General features: G+C 59.7%; 14 protein-coding genes. 8 read left to right on the top strand and 6 right to left on the bottom strand.

What is annotated here, in order from left to right; all coding sequences use genetic code 11:
* Positions 1–393: 393 nt before the first annotated feature.
* Entirely contained in the window at positions 394–1,227 is an 834-nt protein-coding gene (locus M0639_RS06540) for a glycosyltransferase family 2 protein (RefSeq protein ID WP_064074622.1), read from the top strand.
* A gap of 18 nt (positions 1,228–1,245) precedes the next feature.
* Here M0639_RS06540 and M0639_RS06545 read toward each other — a convergent pair whose 3' ends face one another.
* Positions 1,246–1,932 (bottom strand): DUF998 domain-containing protein, encoded by a 687-nt coding sequence (locus M0639_RS06545; protein WP_064074623.1) that lies wholly within the window; start codon positions 1,930–1,932, stop codon positions 1,246–1,248.
* Complete coding sequence (locus M0639_RS06550; protein ID WP_007726654.1) at positions 1,929–3,089, bottom strand: type 1 periplasmic-binding domain-containing protein; 1,161 nt, start codon at positions 3,087–3,089, stop codon at positions 1,929–1,931. The genes M0639_RS06545 and M0639_RS06550 overlap by 4 nt, the downstream gene beginning before the upstream one ends.
* A 234-nt stretch (positions 3,090–3,323) precedes the next feature.
* On the opposite strand from M0639_RS06550, the gene M0639_RS06555 reads away from it, so the two are divergent.
* From M0639_RS06555 to M0639_RS06575, 6 genes are all read left to right on the top strand, one after another.
* A complete protein-coding gene (locus M0639_RS06555; protein ID WP_047269049.1) occupies positions 3,324–4,514 on the top strand; it encodes a glycosyltransferase family 4 protein in 1,191 nt (396 codons plus the stop codon).
* Between the two features lie 2 nt (positions 4,515–4,516).
* A complete protein-coding gene (locus M0639_RS06560; protein ID WP_064074624.1) occupies positions 4,517–6,532 on the top strand; it encodes a glycosyltransferase family 2 protein in 2,016 nt (671 codons plus the stop codon).
* Positions 6,529–8,781 (top strand): hypothetical protein, encoded by a 2,253-nt coding sequence (locus tag M0639_RS06565; protein WP_064074625.1) that lies wholly within the window; start codon positions 6,529–6,531, stop codon positions 8,779–8,781. Before M0639_RS06560 ends, M0639_RS06565 begins: the two co-directional genes overlap by 4 nt.
* Complete coding sequence (locus M0639_RS06570) at positions 8,778–8,996, top strand: hypothetical protein (protein WP_007726658.1); 219 nt, start codon at positions 8,778–8,780, stop codon at positions 8,994–8,996. Before M0639_RS06565 ends, M0639_RS06570 begins: the two co-directional genes overlap by 4 nt.
* Before the next feature lie 207 nt (positions 8,997–9,203).
* Positions 9,204–9,887, top strand: a complete 684-nt coding sequence (locus tag M0639_RS35175; protein ID WP_082893210.1) for a glycoside hydrolase family 16 protein — start codon at positions 9,204–9,206, stop codon at positions 9,885–9,887.
* Positions 9,888–9,987: 100 nt separating this feature from the next.
* Positions 9,988–10,839 carry a glycoside hydrolase family 16 protein gene (locus tag M0639_RS06575; RefSeq protein ID WP_064074626.1) on the top strand — a complete coding sequence of 284 codons (852 nt, stop codon included), beginning with the start codon at positions 9,988–9,990 and terminating at the stop codon, positions 10,837–10,839.
* Here M0639_RS06575 and M0639_RS06580 read toward each other — a convergent pair.
* The 3 genes from M0639_RS06580 to M0639_RS06590 all read right to left on the bottom strand — a co-directional run bounded on the left by M0639_RS06580 (position 10,821) and on the right by M0639_RS06590 (position 15,537).
* Entirely contained in the window at positions 10,821–12,128 is a 1,308-nt protein-coding gene (locus M0639_RS06580) for a lipopolysaccharide biosynthesis protein (RefSeq protein WP_230691577.1), read from the bottom strand. The two genes, M0639_RS06575 and M0639_RS06580, sit on opposite strands and share 19 nt — an antisense overlap.
* Before the next feature lie 384 nt (positions 12,129–12,512).
* Complete coding sequence (locus tag M0639_RS06585; RefSeq protein ID WP_003943628.1) at positions 12,513–13,775, bottom strand: YibE/F family protein; 1,263 nt, start codon at positions 13,773–13,775, stop codon at positions 12,513–12,515.
* A 508-nt stretch (positions 13,776–14,283) separates the two neighbouring features.
* Positions 14,284–15,537, bottom strand: coding sequence for a pyridoxal phosphate-dependent aminotransferase (locus tag M0639_RS06590; protein ID WP_003943683.1), 1,254 nt, complete (start codon positions 15,535–15,537; stop codon positions 14,284–14,286).
* Between the two features lie 76 nt (positions 15,538–15,613).
* On the opposite strand from M0639_RS06590, the gene M0639_RS06595 reads away from it, so the two are divergent.
* Positions 15,614–17,554 carry a S9 family peptidase gene (locus M0639_RS06595; protein WP_042452248.1) on the top strand — a complete coding sequence of 647 codons (1,941 nt, stop codon included), beginning with the start codon at positions 15,614–15,616 and terminating at the stop codon, positions 17,552–17,554.
* On the opposite strand, the gene M0639_RS06600 is transcribed toward M0639_RS06595, so the two are convergent.
* Positions 17,544–18,476, bottom strand: a complete 933-nt coding sequence (locus tag M0639_RS06600; protein WP_064074627.1) for a hypothetical protein — start codon at positions 18,474–18,476, stop codon at positions 17,544–17,546. The genes M0639_RS06595 and M0639_RS06600 overlap by 11 nt on opposite strands.
* Positions 18,477–18,640 lie beyond the last annotated feature (164 nt).

Genomic DNA, 18,640 nt, shown 5'->3' on the forward strand with positions numbered 1-18,640 from the left:
GTTGGGCTGTTCCTGACGGGCGGCGCGGCCTTCGCAAAGCAGGTCCGGTGATCGACTTCACAGGGTTCCCCAAGGCTGGATGAGCAAATTTCTGGCTACTTTACTTTGGTGCCGAATTTCTTTGCTTTCGTGTTCCAATAACCGGGTTGTTGGTCTCTTTTCGCCCAAAAATTCAGGCAATTCCCCCTTTGAGCTGTAATTATTCGCCTTGCGAACAGTATCTTGCGACGATTTGGCTTATACAAACGAGGTCATGGTTTGCGCTCAGACGGATGACTATCCCGTGCATTCGGCGCAGATTCGTGTAGGTTTCGATTTGCTGATTGGTAGCGATTAGATGAATCTGTATCGATTGAGCATCACTGTGAGGCACACGACCGAAGGAAGCACATCATGGACAACGACGCCCCTGCGGCAGACGAGCGTATGCGTTCGGCGACGATGCGCCCCCGTGTCACGGTGATCGTGCCGGCGATGAACGAGGCGAAGAATCTGCCTCACGTGGCTGCTCAGATGCCGAAGGGAATCGACGAGATCGTGTTCGTCGATGGAAATTCGGTTGACGACACCGTCGAGGTCGCCACGATGTTGTGGCCCGACGCCACGGTGATCACACAAACGCGCAAAGGAAAAGGAAACGCCCTGGCGTGCGGGTTCGAGGCGGCGACCGGCGACATAATTGTCATGATCGATGCCGACGGGTCCACCAACCCCGGCGAGATTCCGCTCTTCGTGCAGGCACTCGTGGATGGGGCCGACTTCGCCAAGGGTTCGCGATTTATCGCAGGGGGTGGAAGTTCGGACATCACAAAGTTGCGGCGGCTAGGCAACTACGGCCTGAATTCCCTGGTGAATATCCTCTTTCGTACGCATTTCACAGACCTTTGCTATGGGTACAACGCGTTCTGGCGCAATGCACTCGACGTCATGCAGCTCCCGGATACAGGCACTGCTGCAGCTCAGTGGGGTGACGGATTCGAGATCGAGACGTTGATCAATGTTCGTGTAGCTGCCGCCGGATTGGGAATTGCGGAAGTCGGAAGCTTCGAGGCCGATCGAATTCACGGTGTCAGCAACCTCAATGCCTTCTCTGACGGAATGCGCGTGCTGCGTATCATCGGGATGGAGTGGCGCCGCCGACGCAGCGCGCGCAGGGGCGCCACCTCGCGTCGTTCCATCCCTCTCGACCCGCAAAAATTGACGTTGCCTGAGTCGATCGTCAGCTGAAGCAGGTTGGAGCGCACATTAGATCGGTTCCTGTTCGCGTCTGGTTGCCGGTTCGGAGCCCAGGACCGTCGCCAGCGCGATCAGGCCGATCAGTGAGGGGTACACCGTGAACCTTTGGATCGTGCCCAGCCCGAGCATGCCGAGACCGCCGACTGTGTGGATGAAGTAGGCGCTCAGTCCGAGTACTCCGGCTGCGAGGGCGACCCATTTTGCTGGGGACGGTCTGCGGAGCGTCCGGGACGAGGTCGCGATCATGATCACGGCGGTGTTGGCCAAGACGAAATACATGTTTGCACCGATTCCATGGAGGATCGATCCGCGGTCGAGGGACGACACGGCGATCAGGATCAAACCGCTTGCCGACACGAGTAGAAAGGAGCCTTCTGTAGGCGATACGACTCGCGACTTCCACCACAATAGTGTGCCGACAGATATTCCCAGTGCAGTGGTCACGAAAGAAATGTTCATCAACCAGTACCAACTGCACACGCCCGCACGACTGTCGCAGACACGAACACCTAGTTCGCTTACGAATTGATTGCGGCGCGAGTAGTTTCCTCGCCAGCTCCACGCGGTCAAGAATTCACACACAAAAAACAGGAATGTCGAAATCCACGCGTATCTGGCGAACAGCTCGATAATGTGCGAGGATTTGCCGTTTCCTTTGTTTGCGACGAATTCTTCGTTGCAGTCCGAGTGGATCATTCAGCGATTCCTTCTCTGAAGAACTTCAGTGGATTTTTGCATGCATTCTCGAATGCGGATCCGATTCTTTCGGCGTCGAATACATTGTCGTGAAACGAAAACGAGACATTGTTCAAGGTTCCCAGTCGTCCGACTGCAATCACGATATGTTCGGGACTTTCAGGTAACAAGGTCGCGATATAGACAGATTCTTTCGGGGTGCCGGTCAATGGAAAATTCTTGAACTGCGGAGCGCCTGACATATCGCTGTAAGCGATGCGCGCACGAGGGTGTGCCGGAGCGCTCGTCACAGCGTCTCCCACCGGCCTGCGCGTAATGCGACCGAGTCGGGACTTTACTGAAGTGGCGGCGAGATTGAGCAGCGGTCGACCCGAATCGGCCGCGGCGGAGATACCGTCCCCGACGGATGCAGGTGAGCCCGCATCGTCGAATGACAAGTCCAGGCCTGCCGCGAAGTTGGAGAGCGTCCGGTGGTTCTCGGGGAGGTACCGCCTGGCGTCGAACAGGACCTTCACGGTGTTGTCCACCTTGATACCTTCCTCTCGAAGTGCGCGCACTATGGAGGCGAAGAAGATCGACGACAACGACGCGGGAACGGCGTTTGCTTTCCTCCAAGCCGCGAGATCACCAAGCGCAGTGGGTGACGATGTTGCGAATCCGACGTGATGGGAAGGTTGCCACTTCGCTGTAATTGGTTGTGAAGAAACCTCTTTCGGTCTCCCTGCGGTCACGCTGCGGAGAAGCTTGCCGGGGCTCGACGCATAAAGATTCCAGGAGGCAGCCGTCAGAGGGAATCGTGTCGGTTGTAGCGCAGTGCACCATTGTGGGACTTTGCCGGTACGCGTCGCAGGGTCAGCGAGCGCGCGCGTGAGATTGACTGTGGTCTGGCCGTCTCCCACTCCGTGTGCAAGTCGCACGATCAGGTATCGGCCGCAGACCGTCACCGCAATAGGCAGCGACACGTCGGCCAGGCGGACCGCAGCGGCGAGGGTGGCAGGTAGGTCTTGTGTGTGAACAGCAGGGATTTCGTGCACGCCGCGCTGCAGTGAGTCCGGTTCGAACACCCAATTCCGAGTTCGACTGCTCGGGATCAGTCCGACTCGCGCGTGTGGGCCCGCGGACGCGATCGTGCGGAGCGCAGCGCGAACTCCTTCCACACCTCCATGGTCGATTGGCCCCATTGCGACTAATGTCCAGTTTTCAACCATGGCAACGTCGAGATCGGTAACTTTGTAGCGCGTGGGCTGAAACTCATTTCGCACGGTGAGGCCTTTCTAATAGTAGAAAGTGGGGAGATATGCGACATTTCGGAAATTGTGTCCTCATGGCGCGTGATTCTTTCTTGGTATGCTAATTCAGTGACGCGTAGCGAGGTTATCAAAGTGCTTGGAGTGACGCTTTCGGAGAATGTCGGCGGAACCGATCACAGCTTCCGAAATCTAGCTCTCGTTCTTGCCTCGGAAGGTATTCAATTGTCGCTGGCAGGCCCGTCCGGAGATACCCCGACCCGGCGCTGGTGGACAGAATCGAACCTTGAATATGTTCCGCTGGAAATTCCCAAACGAGTTGGATTGCGTCCGACAAGCGGGGAAGGCTTCAACTCCAAGTATGACTTTTTCTCGCAAGTCCCGAAAAGTATGCGCGCGGTCAAGGCTTTGATCGGGAAGGTTCGTTCCTTCGATGTCGTCCATTCGAACGACTTGATGACTCACGTGGACGTCGTGCTCGCCGCGCGACTAGCAGGAAGGCCGTCGTTGCTCGAGTTGCACGACATCGTGCCCCCAGGTGGTGGGCGGCTGGTGATGAGTAGTGCGGTGTCTACCGCAAACGCAGCAGTCGCCGTGAGCGAGGCTGTATTCGAGCAGTTGGGCCCGCTGGCACGGAGGAAGACCCGGGTCGTCCATCAAGGTGTCGACTCTGTTCGATTTAGTCCGGGAGTGGCCGATCCATCGATTCGCGCCGAGCTGTCAGCAGATCCCCGAGCATTGCTCGTGGCGGTGGTGGGGAGGTTGGACAGAGAGAAGGGCATCGGCGAGTTGATCGAGGCACTGGGGTCGTTGCGTCGATCGGGAGTTGACGTACATCTGGCTGTTGTCGGCGCACCGGCCAAGAATGACGCTGCATTTGTCGACGCGTTGCACACCTTGGCGCGGGCATCGATGCCGGGCGCCCATCGGTTCCTGTCGCCCAGAAATGACATTCCGTCGATTCTGCGTGCCGTCGACGTCCTCGCGTGCCCGTCTCACGACGAGCCTTTCGGGCTGATCGCGTTGGAAGCTCAAGCCTCCGGAGTCCCGGTGATAGCCAGTGACAGTGGAGGATTGCGCGACTTCGTTCACGACAACAGGACCGGCGTGGTCTTCCGGACAGGGGACGTCGATTCTTTGACCGTTGCCGCACAACGGCTTCTCGGCGATCCCGCACTATGCACCCGAATCGCCGCCGAGGCGTTGGGCCGGTCCAGAGACGACCTGTCCATCGAGCGACGAGCAGATTCGTTCGCCACGACGTACAGAGCTCTGCTCCGTGACGCAGGACGGCGGAGGCGAATATCGAGGTTCGATTCGAACGGGCAGGGGTGATCATGTCTTCGTCGCCGGTTTCGAAGGTCGAATTCCTCGACAAGACAACATGTTCGGTATCCGTGGTGATCTGCGCGTACAGCATGAGTCGGCTCGAGATCCTGCTCGCTGCGGTTGATGCCGCCACTGTCCAGGCAAACGGCCCAGGCGACGAGGTCGTTGTTGTCATCGATCACAACGAGTCCATGCTTGCTCATGTTCGTGCACACGTACCAACCGGGGTCCGGGTGGTGCCCAACACTGCCGAGCAGGGTTTGTCCGGCGCGAGAAACTGCGGAATCAGTGCAGGCAACGGTCATCTGGTGGCATTTCTCGACGACGATGCGGTCCTCCGAACTGGCGGGATCGACGCGATCCGAGCAACGATGAGTGCAGATCCCACGATTGCGGCAGTCGGAGGGGCAGTGCACGCACGGTACGAGGGGTCTAAGGCTCGGTGGTTTCCGGAGGAATACGGCTGGGTCGTCGGCTGCGACTACCGCGGCCTCCCACCAGACGGAGAACAGATTCGCAATCCGATCGGCGCATGTATGGCGGTTCGGCGCACCGCGCTCGAGTCCATCGGCGGGTTCTCGAGCGAACTCGGGCGGGTCGGCACGTTGCCGGTCGGTTGTGAGGAGACGCTGATGGGAATCAAGATCCGCCAGCGGGATCGCACTGCCAAGATACTGCGAGTCTGTGATTTCGCAGTCGATCATTTTGTTCCTGCCGACCGCCAGCAGTTTCGCTATTTTCGTCGACGTTGTTTCTACGAAGGTCGGTCCAAGCGAATTCTCACCCAAGCGGTGGGGAGCGCGGACGGGTTGTCCAACGAACGGGCGTACGTCGTCGGTGTCTTGAGCAGTGGAATCTTCACCGCAGCCAAGGATTCGATTCGAGGCGATCGCTTCGCGCCAGCCCGCGCGGCAGCTCTGATTTTCGGGTTCCTTGCCACCTTGCTCGGGTTCCTTTCGGCGAGAACCGTATTCGGTGGAGAGCACCTGGTTGACGACTGCGACGACATAAACGCCGATGAACTGGTGTCTGTGGTCGTGGCCACCGTCGGCCGTGATTCGCTCGCTCGGACACTGGACGCTCTGTTGGGTCAGAGCCACCACAATCTGCAAATTCTGGTGGTCGACAACAAACCTGATACCGATCGCGTGGACCAGGTCCTGTCGGCGATGGACGACGAGCGTTGCGTGATACTGAGACAACCAGTCAAAGGTGCTTCTGCCGCGCGTAATCTCGGACTTCACCACGCGAACGGGCGAATCGTGGCCTTCACCGACGACGACGCGGAGCCCGACCCATTGTGGATCGAGAAGATTTTGGACGTCTTCGTGCTCGACGCCTCCCACGAGGTTGCTGCGGTGACCGGTCGCGTTGTGGGAATTGGCATCGACACCGCCGAACAACGGTGGTTCGAGGAAGTGGGCATATTCGACAAGGGCGATACCACGACCTTGTGGGCGATGGAGACGCCGAAAATTGCTTCGATCGGATTGGGTCAGCGGGGGACTTCACCGCTTTTCCCCTACACGGCAGGCGAACTCGGTAGCGGCAACAACATGGCCTTCCGCACCGAAAGCATCCGACGTCTCGGCGGGTTCGACGAGGCACTCGGACCCGGAACACCGACGCTCGGAGGCGAAGACCTCGACCTGTTTCGGCGGGTAGTTCTTGCTGGAGCGACGCTGGTTTACGCCCCCGAGGCAACAGTAGGACACCATCACCGCGCGAGTGTCGCGGAGTTGCGGGACCAGATGTACGGCTACGGAACGGGAATGTCCGCGGTTTTGGTCAAGATCATTTCGGGCGGCGACCGGACTGCTCTGGGTTTGTTGAAGGTCGTGCCCCGAGGTGTGCGCATGCTTCTCGTTCCCGACACTGCGCGTTTCGGTGACAGAAGTACAACGATGCCCGGCGATCTCAAGCGAGTGGAACTGGCCGGGTATCTGGCCGGCCCCTATCTGTACGCTTCCAGCAAGCTACGCCTGCGTCGTAGGCGGGCGCAGGCGGATCAGTTGTCCCGATGATCGTCGGACAGGCGTCGACTAAGGGGGACGCGGAAACGAAGCGAGGTCGTCATCGAGGTGACCTCGATGACGGCGGAACCACTCGCACCGCACAACTGGGACTCGATCATGTCGTCCTCATCGCAATCGCTGTATTGACCTGTACCGCGCTGATTCTCGCGTTGCTTGTTCGCCGCGATGGAGGGGAGGGAGTTCCATTCTCACTGCGCGTGTTGATCGGGGTCGCGACGACGGTTCTGGTTCCTGGTGTGCCTATTGCACTCATGGTTCGCATTCCGGATCCAGTGATCACGACGGCAGTGGGGATAAGCCTCTCACTCTCGGTCAACATCATTGTTGCGCAGTCTCAGTTCGTTATCGGCGCATTTCATCCGACCTTGATTCAGACAGTGCTGTGCGGGCTGTCCCTCCTCTCCTGTGCGGTGGCGTGGAAGGTTATGCCCTATCGAGAGATCGGACCGCCGCGGGTAGGGCGTCGGCGAATGCTCGCCGGTGTGACGATCACGGTTGCAGTGCTCTTCTTCGCGGTGGCAGTTCGAACTCTGGACACCGCTGCCGCAGGCGCCGCAGGAATCATTCCAGAAATCGGGTGGGCGTACTACGTTGCGCTTTTCCTGGTCTCACTCGTAGCCGGGATCGCACTGACTTCGCGCAGACTCGACGCAGTAGTGCTGACTGTCGCAGCACTGACTTTGATCACATTCACGACTTTGCTGGTAAGCCTTGCAGACGGGGTGACATCAATCCCCACAGCTTACGTACATCGTGGTCTCATCGAGATACTCGTCCATTTCGGAGAACTTCCACCACCCTCCGACGCGCGCTTCAGTTGGGCTGGATTCTTCTCCGGGAGCGCCCAAATGAGTACCGCCTACGGGATTACCGATTTCACCGCCATTTTCATCTGGGCACCCGTGTTCTTCAACGCGATGATCGCGTTGCCGATCTACTCGATCGGGTTGTCGATCTCACGGAGTCGACGTGTGGCATGGCTGGGCGTGTTTGTCTATTTGCTTTTCAACTGGTACCAACAGGACTACTTTGCGCCACAACCAACCGCAATGATGTTCTACACCAGCGTGATTGCAGTGCTCTTGTGGCAACTGCGTCGTGCTCCACTCCCCGTGGTCGAGGGAGGGTTGGTGGCGAGAACTGTCGGCGCATCTCGTCGCACTCCGGGGCGTGTGCCTGGACAGAGTTCGGCGCAGACCCTCGCCGTAGAGGCGATTCTGGTTGTGATTCTGGCGGCGATGGTTGTGACACACCAGTTGACGCCGATGGTGATGGTCGGTGCACTGTTGATGTTCACGCTGACGGGATCGACTCGCTATCGGTTGTTGTGGGTGGCCGCCGGCGCGCTCTTTCTCGTCTGGTTCAGCTACGGCGCAGTCGACTACTGGAAAGGCCACCTTCAGGCGTTGCTGTCGGATGTCGGGCAGGTGAGCGGCGCGGTGCAAGGCGGTGTCAGCAAACGCATCGGCTCCGGGCCGACCTACCAAGCAATGCAATATCTGCGGCTCGCAGCTACAGGTTTCATGGGATTGCTCGGGTTCCTCGGCTGGGTTCTGACACGTGGACGAAAGACGTGGTTGATGTCGGGAGTGCTGTGTGTGGTTCCCTTCGGATTGGTGGCAGTACAGAGTTACGGCGGCGAAGTGGTCATTCGGTGTTTTGTCATGGCAGCTCCGATCCTGGCTCCACTTGGCGCCGTGACAATTGTGCGTAGTGCCGCTGCGCTTCGGAACGTTCTGATGAATTCGAGACGACGGCGTGGCGGGCGTATACCGCGTGTTGTCATGGCGTCGCTGTCGATTCTCGTTCTCTCCGTCATTCTCACCGCTACTCGAGGGTTGAACACCTCATTCGAGCACTCGTCGCCTTATCAGATCCGGACTGGTGATGCACTCCTCGCGTCAGTACCGGACGGTGTCACGATCATGGCGTGGGGACCGTCCGCACAACTGGTCTCCCCGCGAATTCTCACCGGAGTGACGGTTTCTCAAGTTGATTCGATCGATTGCCTGGACAACTTCGATACATGTGTCGCTGATCGAGATCCGGACTACGTATTCGTTGCGCAGCAGGCTTCCTCCCAGATATCCCTTCAATACGGATACCCTGCGGGAATGTTCGACGATGCCATCGCCGATATGCTCGCGTCCGGCAATTTCGAGATCGTCGTCGAGAATGCCGATGTCACCGTGCTGCGTCGCGCTGGTGCCCCCGAGATCGACCTGGAACAGCGATGACAAATCTGTTGGGAGCATGCATCTTCGGATTGTTGTTCGTTGTGCTCACTCTGATTACGGTGACGCGGGAACGGCAGGTGCCGGACCTTGGCACCATCGGCCGTGGGAAGGCTGCGAGAGCTCTTACCGTTCTCGGGGTCGTCCTGGTCCTGTGTGCAGTCGCCGTGGTGTTCTTACGATTCGACCAGATCGCGCTGATCTCGAGTCAGGAGTGAAACACATTGTTGTTCAACAAAATAACGGCTCTCGGGGGAGTTGTCGCTTTGTGCTTGTCAGTGGGGTGTTCGGTCACGGGTGACGTGCCAACCGACGCATGTGAAGAAGGACCGAGCGCGCCAGGCACCACGAATGCGCCGACAGGGGATCTGCGCGGGTGGACGCAAGTATTCGTGGACAACTTCGATCGCTGCGAGCTGGGAGAAATGTGGGGGGCGTACAGCGGCCAACCTGGGGGTGATCCTCACAGTTGGTGGGAGCCTGAGCAAGTCAGTGTCACCGAGGGGGTTTTGCGCCTGCGTGCGCAGCAGGATGGCGACCAGTGGGTCACTGGCGGTGTTTCTAACAGTGCAGTGTCGCAAACTTATGGGAAATGGATGGTTCGTCTGCGGGCGGGGGTATCGGACGAGATCAGCTATCATGTGTTGCTGTGGCCGCGAGACGAGGTATGGCCGCCAGAGATCGACATCGCGGAAAGTGTGTCGGGTCGACGTGAGTCGATGTCATCTTTCATTCATTGGTCCGACGAAGGTGAGCATCACTTCGCACAAGCGGACACAACTGGTCGATTCGACGAATGGCATACCGTCGGTGTGGAGTGGGGCCCGGGAATTGTTCGATACCTTGTCGACGATAGTGAGTGGGCTGAATTCGAATCATCTTTTGTTCCATCGACTTCCATGTGGTTGGGGATTCAGGCGCAAGCCGGGGCATGTGACAAGCAGAGGGAGTGGGGAACGGGGGATTGCCCGGTTTCGGGGTCGCCGGCAATCGCTGACATCGATATCGATTGGGTCAGCGTCTACTCGCCCGATTTCGCGGCTCTGGCAGCTGTCGAGTCTGCGCGAAGTACTGATCTCGAACTGATCGAACTGACTCCACGTCGGTAGTAGCTGTGGATTAATTGTCGCTGAAAATTTATACCTTTAGTCCCAATTGGTGCGTTATGCTCTGGTAGCAGATGAACATTCACTGCGACTAGACGGTGGCATGATGGTAAATCCACGGCAGCGTGTTTCGAAGCGGTTCTTCGGTTGGCTCAGTCTTCTTCTTCTGTCTGTTCTTGTGGGAATAGTGCCGCAGGCAACTGTGAGCGCAGCTCCGCTGTGTTCTTCGGTAGCGAGCTCCGGTACCAAACCTGCTCCGGTCGGGAATATTTCGACCTGGCCGAAGTGGCGCCAGATCTTCATCGACAACTTCGACCGGTGTTCGCTGGGCGGGGACTGGGGTCCTTACTATGGTGCACCAGGTGGCAATTCGGCGAGCTGGTGGGATCCGTCGATGGTTCGCCTCGACGGTGGCAAGTTGCAGCTTCGTGCGCAACAAGTAGATGGTCGATGGCTCACGGGTGGGGTTTCCAACTTCACCCGCGCGCAGCAGTATGGCAAATGGGAAATGAGATTTAGAGCAGACAAGTCCGACGAGATCAGCTTCCATCTTCTGTTGTGGCCGAAGAATGAAATATGGCCACCCGAGATCGACATTGCGGAAACTGTTGACGGAAACCGGAAGTCGATGTCGGCGTTCGTACACTGGAATACACCGACAGATGGATTCGGTCAGGGGCAAGCAGACATCACAGGCGACTTCAGCAACTGGAATACGGTGGGAGTGGAGTGGGGGCCAGGAATTGTTCGCGGCACTCTCAACGGTCGCGTGTGGACTACGTTCGAATCTGCAACCAAGGTTCCGGCGACGCCGATGTGGCTCGGACTGCAAACCGAGTCCGGGGCCTGCGCGCGGAAAGTGGCGTGGGGAGTGGGGTCCTGTCCATCTGCGGGTACGCCTGCGGTCTCGAACGTCGAAATCGATTGGGTGAGCGTCTATGCACCCGGCTGGTGATCGACCGTCGATTCGTTGGATTCGATTTGAGTCGGAGTACGTGCGGCGCGTCGCAACATTCCGACCAGTGGAACCGAAACAATTGCTGCGGAGAGAATTTCGGCCGCGAGGTAGGACCAGCCGACACCGGCTATGCCGACGTGAGGTGTCAGGACAATTGATCCGGCGATGACCACGATGGTGTTGAGTACTTGCGCAACAACAGCCGAGCCCATTCTTTGGTACACCCTGGCGAGTGCGTTGTGTAGAACGACGAGTGCGGATATCGGAATGATGATCGCAGACAAGCGAAGTAGGGTCGTGCCTTCTGTCCGATAGTGATCGCCGACGGATCCCAGCGCAACCGGTGCCACGAGTGCGAGAAAGATTGCACCGAGAACGGCGAGTCCGGACAGTAGTGCGATGAATCGACGGGTCAGTGACTGTATCTGCGTCGGAAAGGCGCTCGCCTCTGAGACGAATGGGCCCATGAGCATGTAGAAGAGTACGAACAGGGCGCTCACCAATGCCCAGGTTATCGCGAAGTATGCATTCTCCTCCGCGCCGAGAAGTGAAATGACAACGAGCGGCACTGCAAGCGGGGCAAGGGAACCGAGCGTCATGAGGCCGTACGAGTGGCCGAAGTACGACCACAGTTCACGTGCAGGGGGAAGTGCCGGTTGGGCCGCGGACTCACCTCGCGTGCGCAGTTTCCGACGTATCGCAACACCGAGGACCAGGGCCGCGATCGCCGCCGACCCACCCCAGGCTCCGACGACAGCAAGTTCATGCGCTGTGAATGCCAGTGACGCGACAAGAGCTAGTTTGGCGATGGCATGAACGATGTTCTTCGCGGCTGACCACCTCGCAACTCGAAGACCGTTGGTGGTCTGGTCTTCGAGGGCGAACAGCGCGAGGGTAACGACGAGCCCTACATACGAGAGCATGGCCCACCCCGAGGAGAACAGTTTTTCACGTGGACCGAACATCAACAGTGCGGTGGCGAGGATTGTCGCGAGGAGCGCTACGAGGAGATATCCGCGCGCGACCAGTGCGCCGGCACGGCTTCCTGCCAAAGGTAGGAATCGCTCGTACATCGATCCGAGGCTCAACGTAGACAGAGTGGACAGTACCACCGCCGAATTGATCACCGCAGATGCCCGGCCGACAACGTCGACCGGATACATCCGAGCTGTGACTGCCCAGAACACCAGCCCGAGTACTGCCGTGACGGCGCCCGAGATCAGCACGGCGATCGAGTCGTACTCGAACTTGCGCTTGTCTGTAGCTGGCGTTTCTGGTGATGCCACGGTTGTGACCGGTGATGAGTGCGTCATGTCCACTTTCGGAAGTCGATCTTCCGATGCTACTTGCCAGTAGTTAACTTGTGCATGTCGACGGGTCGGTCAAAATTGCTCTATTGAGAATCGTTGCACTTCAAGGCGGGTGATAGCGCGAATAAATTGTGAACTTCCATGTGCGAGCGATTTGCCTGATGCGACCGACTGGTCGGGTTTGTGCAGTCCAGTACGATGGCGCCGTGGCTAATGGCGAGGGCGAAGTATGTGCATGCGGTCATGCAGAGGTGGCACACAGCCATCATCGTGCGGGAACCGACTGCGCCCTCTGTGACTGCGTCAGGTTCAAGCGTCGTGGGAGCATACTTTCCCGTCTGCTTCGCTGAACAGCTGGTGTCAACGCTTGGAGTGTCGGCCACCTGACGTGGGGCCGGCCTTGACCGCGCTACCGGGCGGACGGGCGAGAATCACGGCGATGGCAGTGGTGAGTGGAACCGAAAGCGCCAGGGCTATTCCGCCGACAGCGGACCTTACGATCTCGATTGCGACGGCGTCACCGACCAGGACGTCCTGAAGAGGGCGCCCGCTGACGCTGAAGAGCAATAGCAGTGGCAGCGCCCCACCCGCGTACGCGAGAACCAAGGTGTAGACCGTGCTGGCGATGTGATCACGTCCGACCCGCATCGCACCGCCGAAGACTTTTCGACGGGACGCATGCTTGTCGAGTTCGGCCAACTCGAATGCCGAGGATGCCTGGGTGATGGTGACGTCGTTGAGAACGCCGAGCGAGCCGATGATGAAGCCCGCCAGCAGCAGGCCGGTGATGTCTATGTGCTCGATATAGGTCTGAACATTGGTGTTCTGCTCTTCAGACAAACCGGTGAGGTGTGTCAGTTCAATGCAGAGGTAGGAGAGAACCGCGGCGAGCACCATGGCGGCAAGGGTGCCGAGCAAAGCAGAACTGGTCTTGAGTGAGACCCCGTGCGCCAGATAGAGAACCGCGTACAAGATCACCGCCCCGGCGACCAGCGCAACCGGTATCGCAGGCTTGCCGTCGAGCAGAGCGGGTAGGAGAAACCCGACGACTACGCCGAAGGCGATCACCAGGCCGACGAGTGCGCGCAGCCCTCTCCACCGTGCGACTGCGATGATGACGACGGCGAACGCGATGACGATCAACGCCAGCGGGAGCCCACGCGAATAGTCTTCGAAGGAGTACTGCGTGTTTCCGTTCGGGTCGGTCTGACGCACCAGCCGAATGTGGTCACCCACGCGAAGGTCCGGCTGACCGGCGCCCGGAATGACCTCGAGCAATGTCTTCGTTCCGGCATTCGGCCCGGATTCGATATCGACGATACTTCGCTGGCACTGGTAGGCGGAGGTAGGCGGCGGTTGCGGGGCACCGACGAATACCCTTCCGGCAGAGGAACTTCCGCAGTCGCCGAGATCCTGCATCGTGACGGTGCCCGCCTCGGTTTCCACCGAGCTGCCGTCGGCATTCTGGAAGGGGAGTGGGACGGGAATGGTGTTCTTGTCCGGCCACAGTGCGACAGCTGCCGCGACGACGACCATGCCGATGACGACGAGCAACCCGATGACGACGCGTGATGCGGTGGGGCCGATCTGAATGGGGCCACCGTGGCCATGGCCGTGACTCATCGGAAACTGAGTGTCGGACTGGGGATTTGCACCGGTGCAATGTTATCGGCTCCGAAGCGAATGGTCAGCTTCTGACGGCAGTGTCGGTGAAAGGCAGTGTCGCTGCAAGGCAGAGTCGGCGAAAACCGGTGCTACCGATGAGGGGTTGTGAAACTGGGATTGGTCGAGCTGGGTGGCGGGGAACAGGGGGGGTTGTCCCCGCCACCAACCTGGTATCCACAGGGGGGGAGGGATACCAGGTGCTCGCGGCACCGAAGTGCTGCTAACTAATGTACCCAATTTCAAACCGATTTGGCGCGTTGTCCAACTACCAATTTCACAACGAATCACGTACCGGTTGGACCGTTTTCACATCGGGGCAGGTCACTAAATAGTTAAAGAGTCAATCAAACCGCCTGGTTTGCGAAAAATGTGACCAAGGTCGCACAAATGCCCCGCAGTTTTACGTTTACGGGGCATTTGTACAACGAATTGTTTACTCGATTTCGGCCGGATTCAGCGTGAGAATCTACTGTTTGTAACTGGTGAGGAAGTTGCCGAATCGCTCGATGGCCACGGCGAGATCTCGGGCCCACGGAAGGGTGACGATCCGAAGGTGATCGTGATTCGGCCAATTGAACCCGGTGCCTTGAACCATCAGGATCTTCTCCTGGAGAAGCAGGTCCTGAACCAATTTCTCGTCGTCGTGGATCTCGTAGACGTTCGGATCCAGACGAGGGAACGCGTAGAGCGCGCCGCGAGGCTTCACACACGAAACGCCCGGAATCATGTTCAATCGCTCCCAAGCGACGTCGCGCTGCTCGAGCAGGCGGCCGCCGGGCAGGATCAGGTCTTCGATGCTCTGGTGACCGCCGAGGGCGACCTGAATGGCGTGCTGTCCGGGGACGTTGGGGCACAGACGGGTCGACGCCAAGAGATCGAGTCCCTCGAGGAAGCCGGCCGCGTGATCCTTCGGGCCCGTGATCGCCACCCAGCCGGAGCGGTAGCCGGCGACGCGGTAGGCCTTCGAGAGGCCGTTGAACGTCAGGCACAGCAGATCAGGGGCAAGTGTTGCCAGCGAGATGTGCTTGGCGTCGTCGTAGAGGATCTTGTCGTAGATCTCGTCGGCGAGCAGCAGAAGCTGATGCTTGCGTGCCAGATCGACCAACTGCTGCAGAACCTCCATCGAGTACACCGCACCCGTGGGGTTGTTCGGGTTGATGACGAGGAGAGCCTTGGTCTTGTCGGTGATCTTGGATTCGATATCGGCGATATCGGGATTCCAGTCGTTGGCCTCGTCGCAGAGATAGTGGACGGGCGTGCCTCCGGACAAGCTCGTCATCGCAGTCCACAGGGGGTAGTCCGGTGCTGGGATCAGAACCTCGTCGCCGTTGTTGAGGAGGGCCTGCATGGTCATCGTGATCAGTTCGGAAACACCGTTGCCGAGGTAGATGTCGTCGACGTCGAGCTCGGGGAAGCCGGGAACCAGCTCGTAACGCGTCACGATTGCGCGCCGCGCCGACAGAATGCCCTTCGACTCCGAATAGCCCTGTGCATAGGGCAGGGCGGCGATCATGTCCCGCATGATCACATCGGGGGCGTCGAATCCGAACGGTGCCGGGTTGCCGATGTTGAGCTTGAGGATCCGGTGTCCTTCCGCCTCCAACCGGGCGGCATGCGCGTGTACCGGTCCACGGATTTCGTACAGGACGTTCTGGAGCTTCGACGACTGCTCCAGCTCGCGCTGCGGCTGACGGTGGCGGACGGGTTCTGGTGTGCTCACGAGTTACATGATTCCACCACTGTGCAAGTGCATTGTCGGGGACCGTGTCGCACGCCCCGTTGGCTATTGTCGAGCGATGACCCCCAGCGAGCAGATTGCAGCCCCGTACGGATCGTGGACTTCTCCGATCGGAGCAGCTGATCTGGCTGCAGGTGGGCATCCTGTCGAGGGTGGACGATACGTCGGTGACGAGATCTGGTGGGCTGAACTTCGTCCGACCGAGGGTGGTCGGACCTCGATCCGTCGATCTGGTCTCGACAACCAACCCGTCGACATCCTCCCCGCGCCGTGGAACGCGCGAACCAGGGTTCACGAGTACGGCGGTGGCGCCTGGACGGTCACCGAGTCCGGAAAACTGGTCTTCAGTGAATTCTCCGATCAACGGGTGTACATCCTCGAAGGAGTCACTCCACGGGCTCTGACGCCCGAACCGGCGTCGCCGGCCGCGTGGCGATACGCAGACCTGCAGATCGTGAACGGCGAGGTGTGGGCGGTTCGGGAAGCGCACGCGGAGGACGGGGCGATCACTCGCGATATCTGCGCGATTCCGCTGGACGGTTCCGGCAACATCCGCTCGATCGTCGGCGGCTCGGACTTCCTCTCGTCACCGAGGCTTTCGCCGAGTGGAACCAAGATCGCCTGGATCGCATGGAACCATCCGCAAATGCCCTGGGACGGTACCGAACTGCGGGTAGCTCCACTCGTCGACGGCGTCGCTCAGGCGTATTCCGTGCTGATCGGCGGACTTGAAGAGTCCGTCCTGCAGCCGGAGTGGATCACCGACGACGAACTCTACGCAATCAGCGATCGCAGCGGCTGGTGGAACATCTATCGCGTCGGCGGCAAGATCAGCCCGATTTGCCCGGTGAACGCGGATTTCGGTGGCCCGCAGTGGCGCTTCGGTGGGCGCTGGTTCGTCGAACTCGGCAACGGGCACCTTCTCACCGCACGCACCGTCGGAACCGACACGCTGGCGGTACTCGACCCGGCGTCGGGGGAACTGCGTGACATCGCGACCCCGGGTGTCACCAGCATCGGCCTCATGCAAGTTCGCGGCGATCGGTTACTGCTCATCTCGGGAGGCGCGAAACTGGCGGGCGCGCTACGTGAACTGGACCTCGGTACCGGCGAACTCACCGAAATCCGTTCGTCGGTCGAAGAATTGCCCGAGTCTGCCTACCTTCCGGAAGCGCGAGCCGTCGTGGCTCACGGACACGGGCGAGAAGTTCACGCCGTTGCGTATCCGCCGCGCAGTCCGCGATATAAAGGGCTCGACGATGAACGACCGCCGTATGTCGCGTTTGTTCACGGTGGGCCGACGGCGCACGTCGCACCGGCCCTCAACCTCGTCTACGCCTTCTTCACCAGCCGCGGAATCGGTGTCGTCGATGTGAATTACGGCGGGTCGACCGGTTACGGGCGTGAGTACCGTAATCGATTGCGCGGTCAGTGGGGTGTCGTCGACGTGCAGGACGTCGTCACCGCCGTCAACGGGTTGGCCGAGCAGGGGCTCGCCGATCCGGCCCGCCTTGCCATCGAAGGCGGATCTGCCGGTGGTTGGACCGTTCTGGCCGCACTGACGACGTCCGACGTGTTCGCTTGTGGTGCTTCCTATTTCGGCGTGGCTGAACTGGACCTGTTCGTGCAGGAAACTCACGATTTCGAATCGCGTTACGTCGACGGTTTGATCGGCCCGCTGCCGGAATCTGCCGACCTGTACGCGGAACGTGCTCCACTCAACAACGTCGACGGGTTGAACTGCCCGGTGTTGCTTCTCCAGGGTCTCGACGATCCGATCGTGCCACCCTCGCAGGCGGAGCGATTCCGGGATGCTCTGGTGGCCAAGGGCATTCCGCACGCGTACCTGGCCTACGAGGGTGAATCTCACGGATTCCGCAAGCAGTCGACCATCATCAGCTCACGCAACGCCGAGCTGTCCTTCTACGGGCAGGTGCTCGGATTCACTCCACCCGGCATTCCGACGCTCGAGCTGTGGAAGCCTGCGATCAGTAGCTGACGGCCCCGTGGCTGCGCGCGAAGGCCGCCAGGATCCGACTTGCCACCAGTGACGGGGTCGACAGGTCGGCCCACGTCCACCTCGCGACCTCCCACCCTGCGTCACGGAGTCGGTCTTCGCGGAGCTTCTCGTTCCAGAGCGCGTCCTCGGGGCTGCGACCGGCGGGCACCAGTCGGCCGTACTTGATGCGGCCGTCGAACTCTCCGATGGTGCGCTGCTCACGCCACAGGAAGTCGACGCGGCCGGCGAACCCTCGAGCGTCGTGGATGTCGACCTGGGGTTCGGGGAGCGGCAGGTGTTCGTGCAGGAACAATGCGAGGCTCCGTGATTCACCGACGCTTTCGATACGGGAGTCCATCGCGGTGAGCGCGTGGAGCGCATGTCGATGGCGCGGATGGTTCGGGCTGAGTGCCAGCGAGGCTGCAACCGCGTCCTTGGTTAACCTTGAACGGTGCAACGCTGAATTGCCCACGACGAGAGCCTGTTCGAAAGTGAGTGTCCTCGCGAGATCCGCAACTGTTCGTGCCGGAGTCGTGACGCGCAGCCCATCGACTTCGGTGATCTCGTTGTCCGCCAGCCATGTCGAGTGCACGTGACGTCGGGCGGACTTTCGGCCACCACCTCGCCGGTTCCGGGACAGGTGAACGACCTCGAGCGGAGTGTTCCAGAGTTCGAAACCGTGCAGAACCGCAGCCGAGACGTGGCTGACAGTGGCACCGGGTGAAGCGGCGCAGGCCACGGCCTCTGCCCGTAATCGATGTCGTCCGTATGCGTCGAGGCGGGACAGGTGGCCGCTGTCCACGTACGCACCACGATGGATTCTGGCCCAGGTTCCACTAGCGCAGGCCTGTCGGATCTCGGCATCGGTGCGACCGATCGACAGTTGGTCCGGCCTGCGGATGATATGTGTCTGTTCCCCCATGTCGATCGATCTTGCTGTGCCCGGCGCTGGAAAGGAAGCCGTGACCCCGGGGGTGTGGATAGCCGTGAGTGAACACCACTTGTCCACAGTTCGAACCGGTTTCGCGTCGCTGGAGAGGGTGTTCGGTATGGGGAAACGGTGGCAGGTTCCCGGTGTCGCGCTCT

This window comes from Rhodococcus qingshengii JCM 15477, assembly GCF_023221595.1.
Classification (GTDB): domain Bacteria; phylum Actinomycetota; class Actinomycetes; order Mycobacteriales; family Mycobacteriaceae; genus Rhodococcus_F; species Rhodococcus_F qingshengii.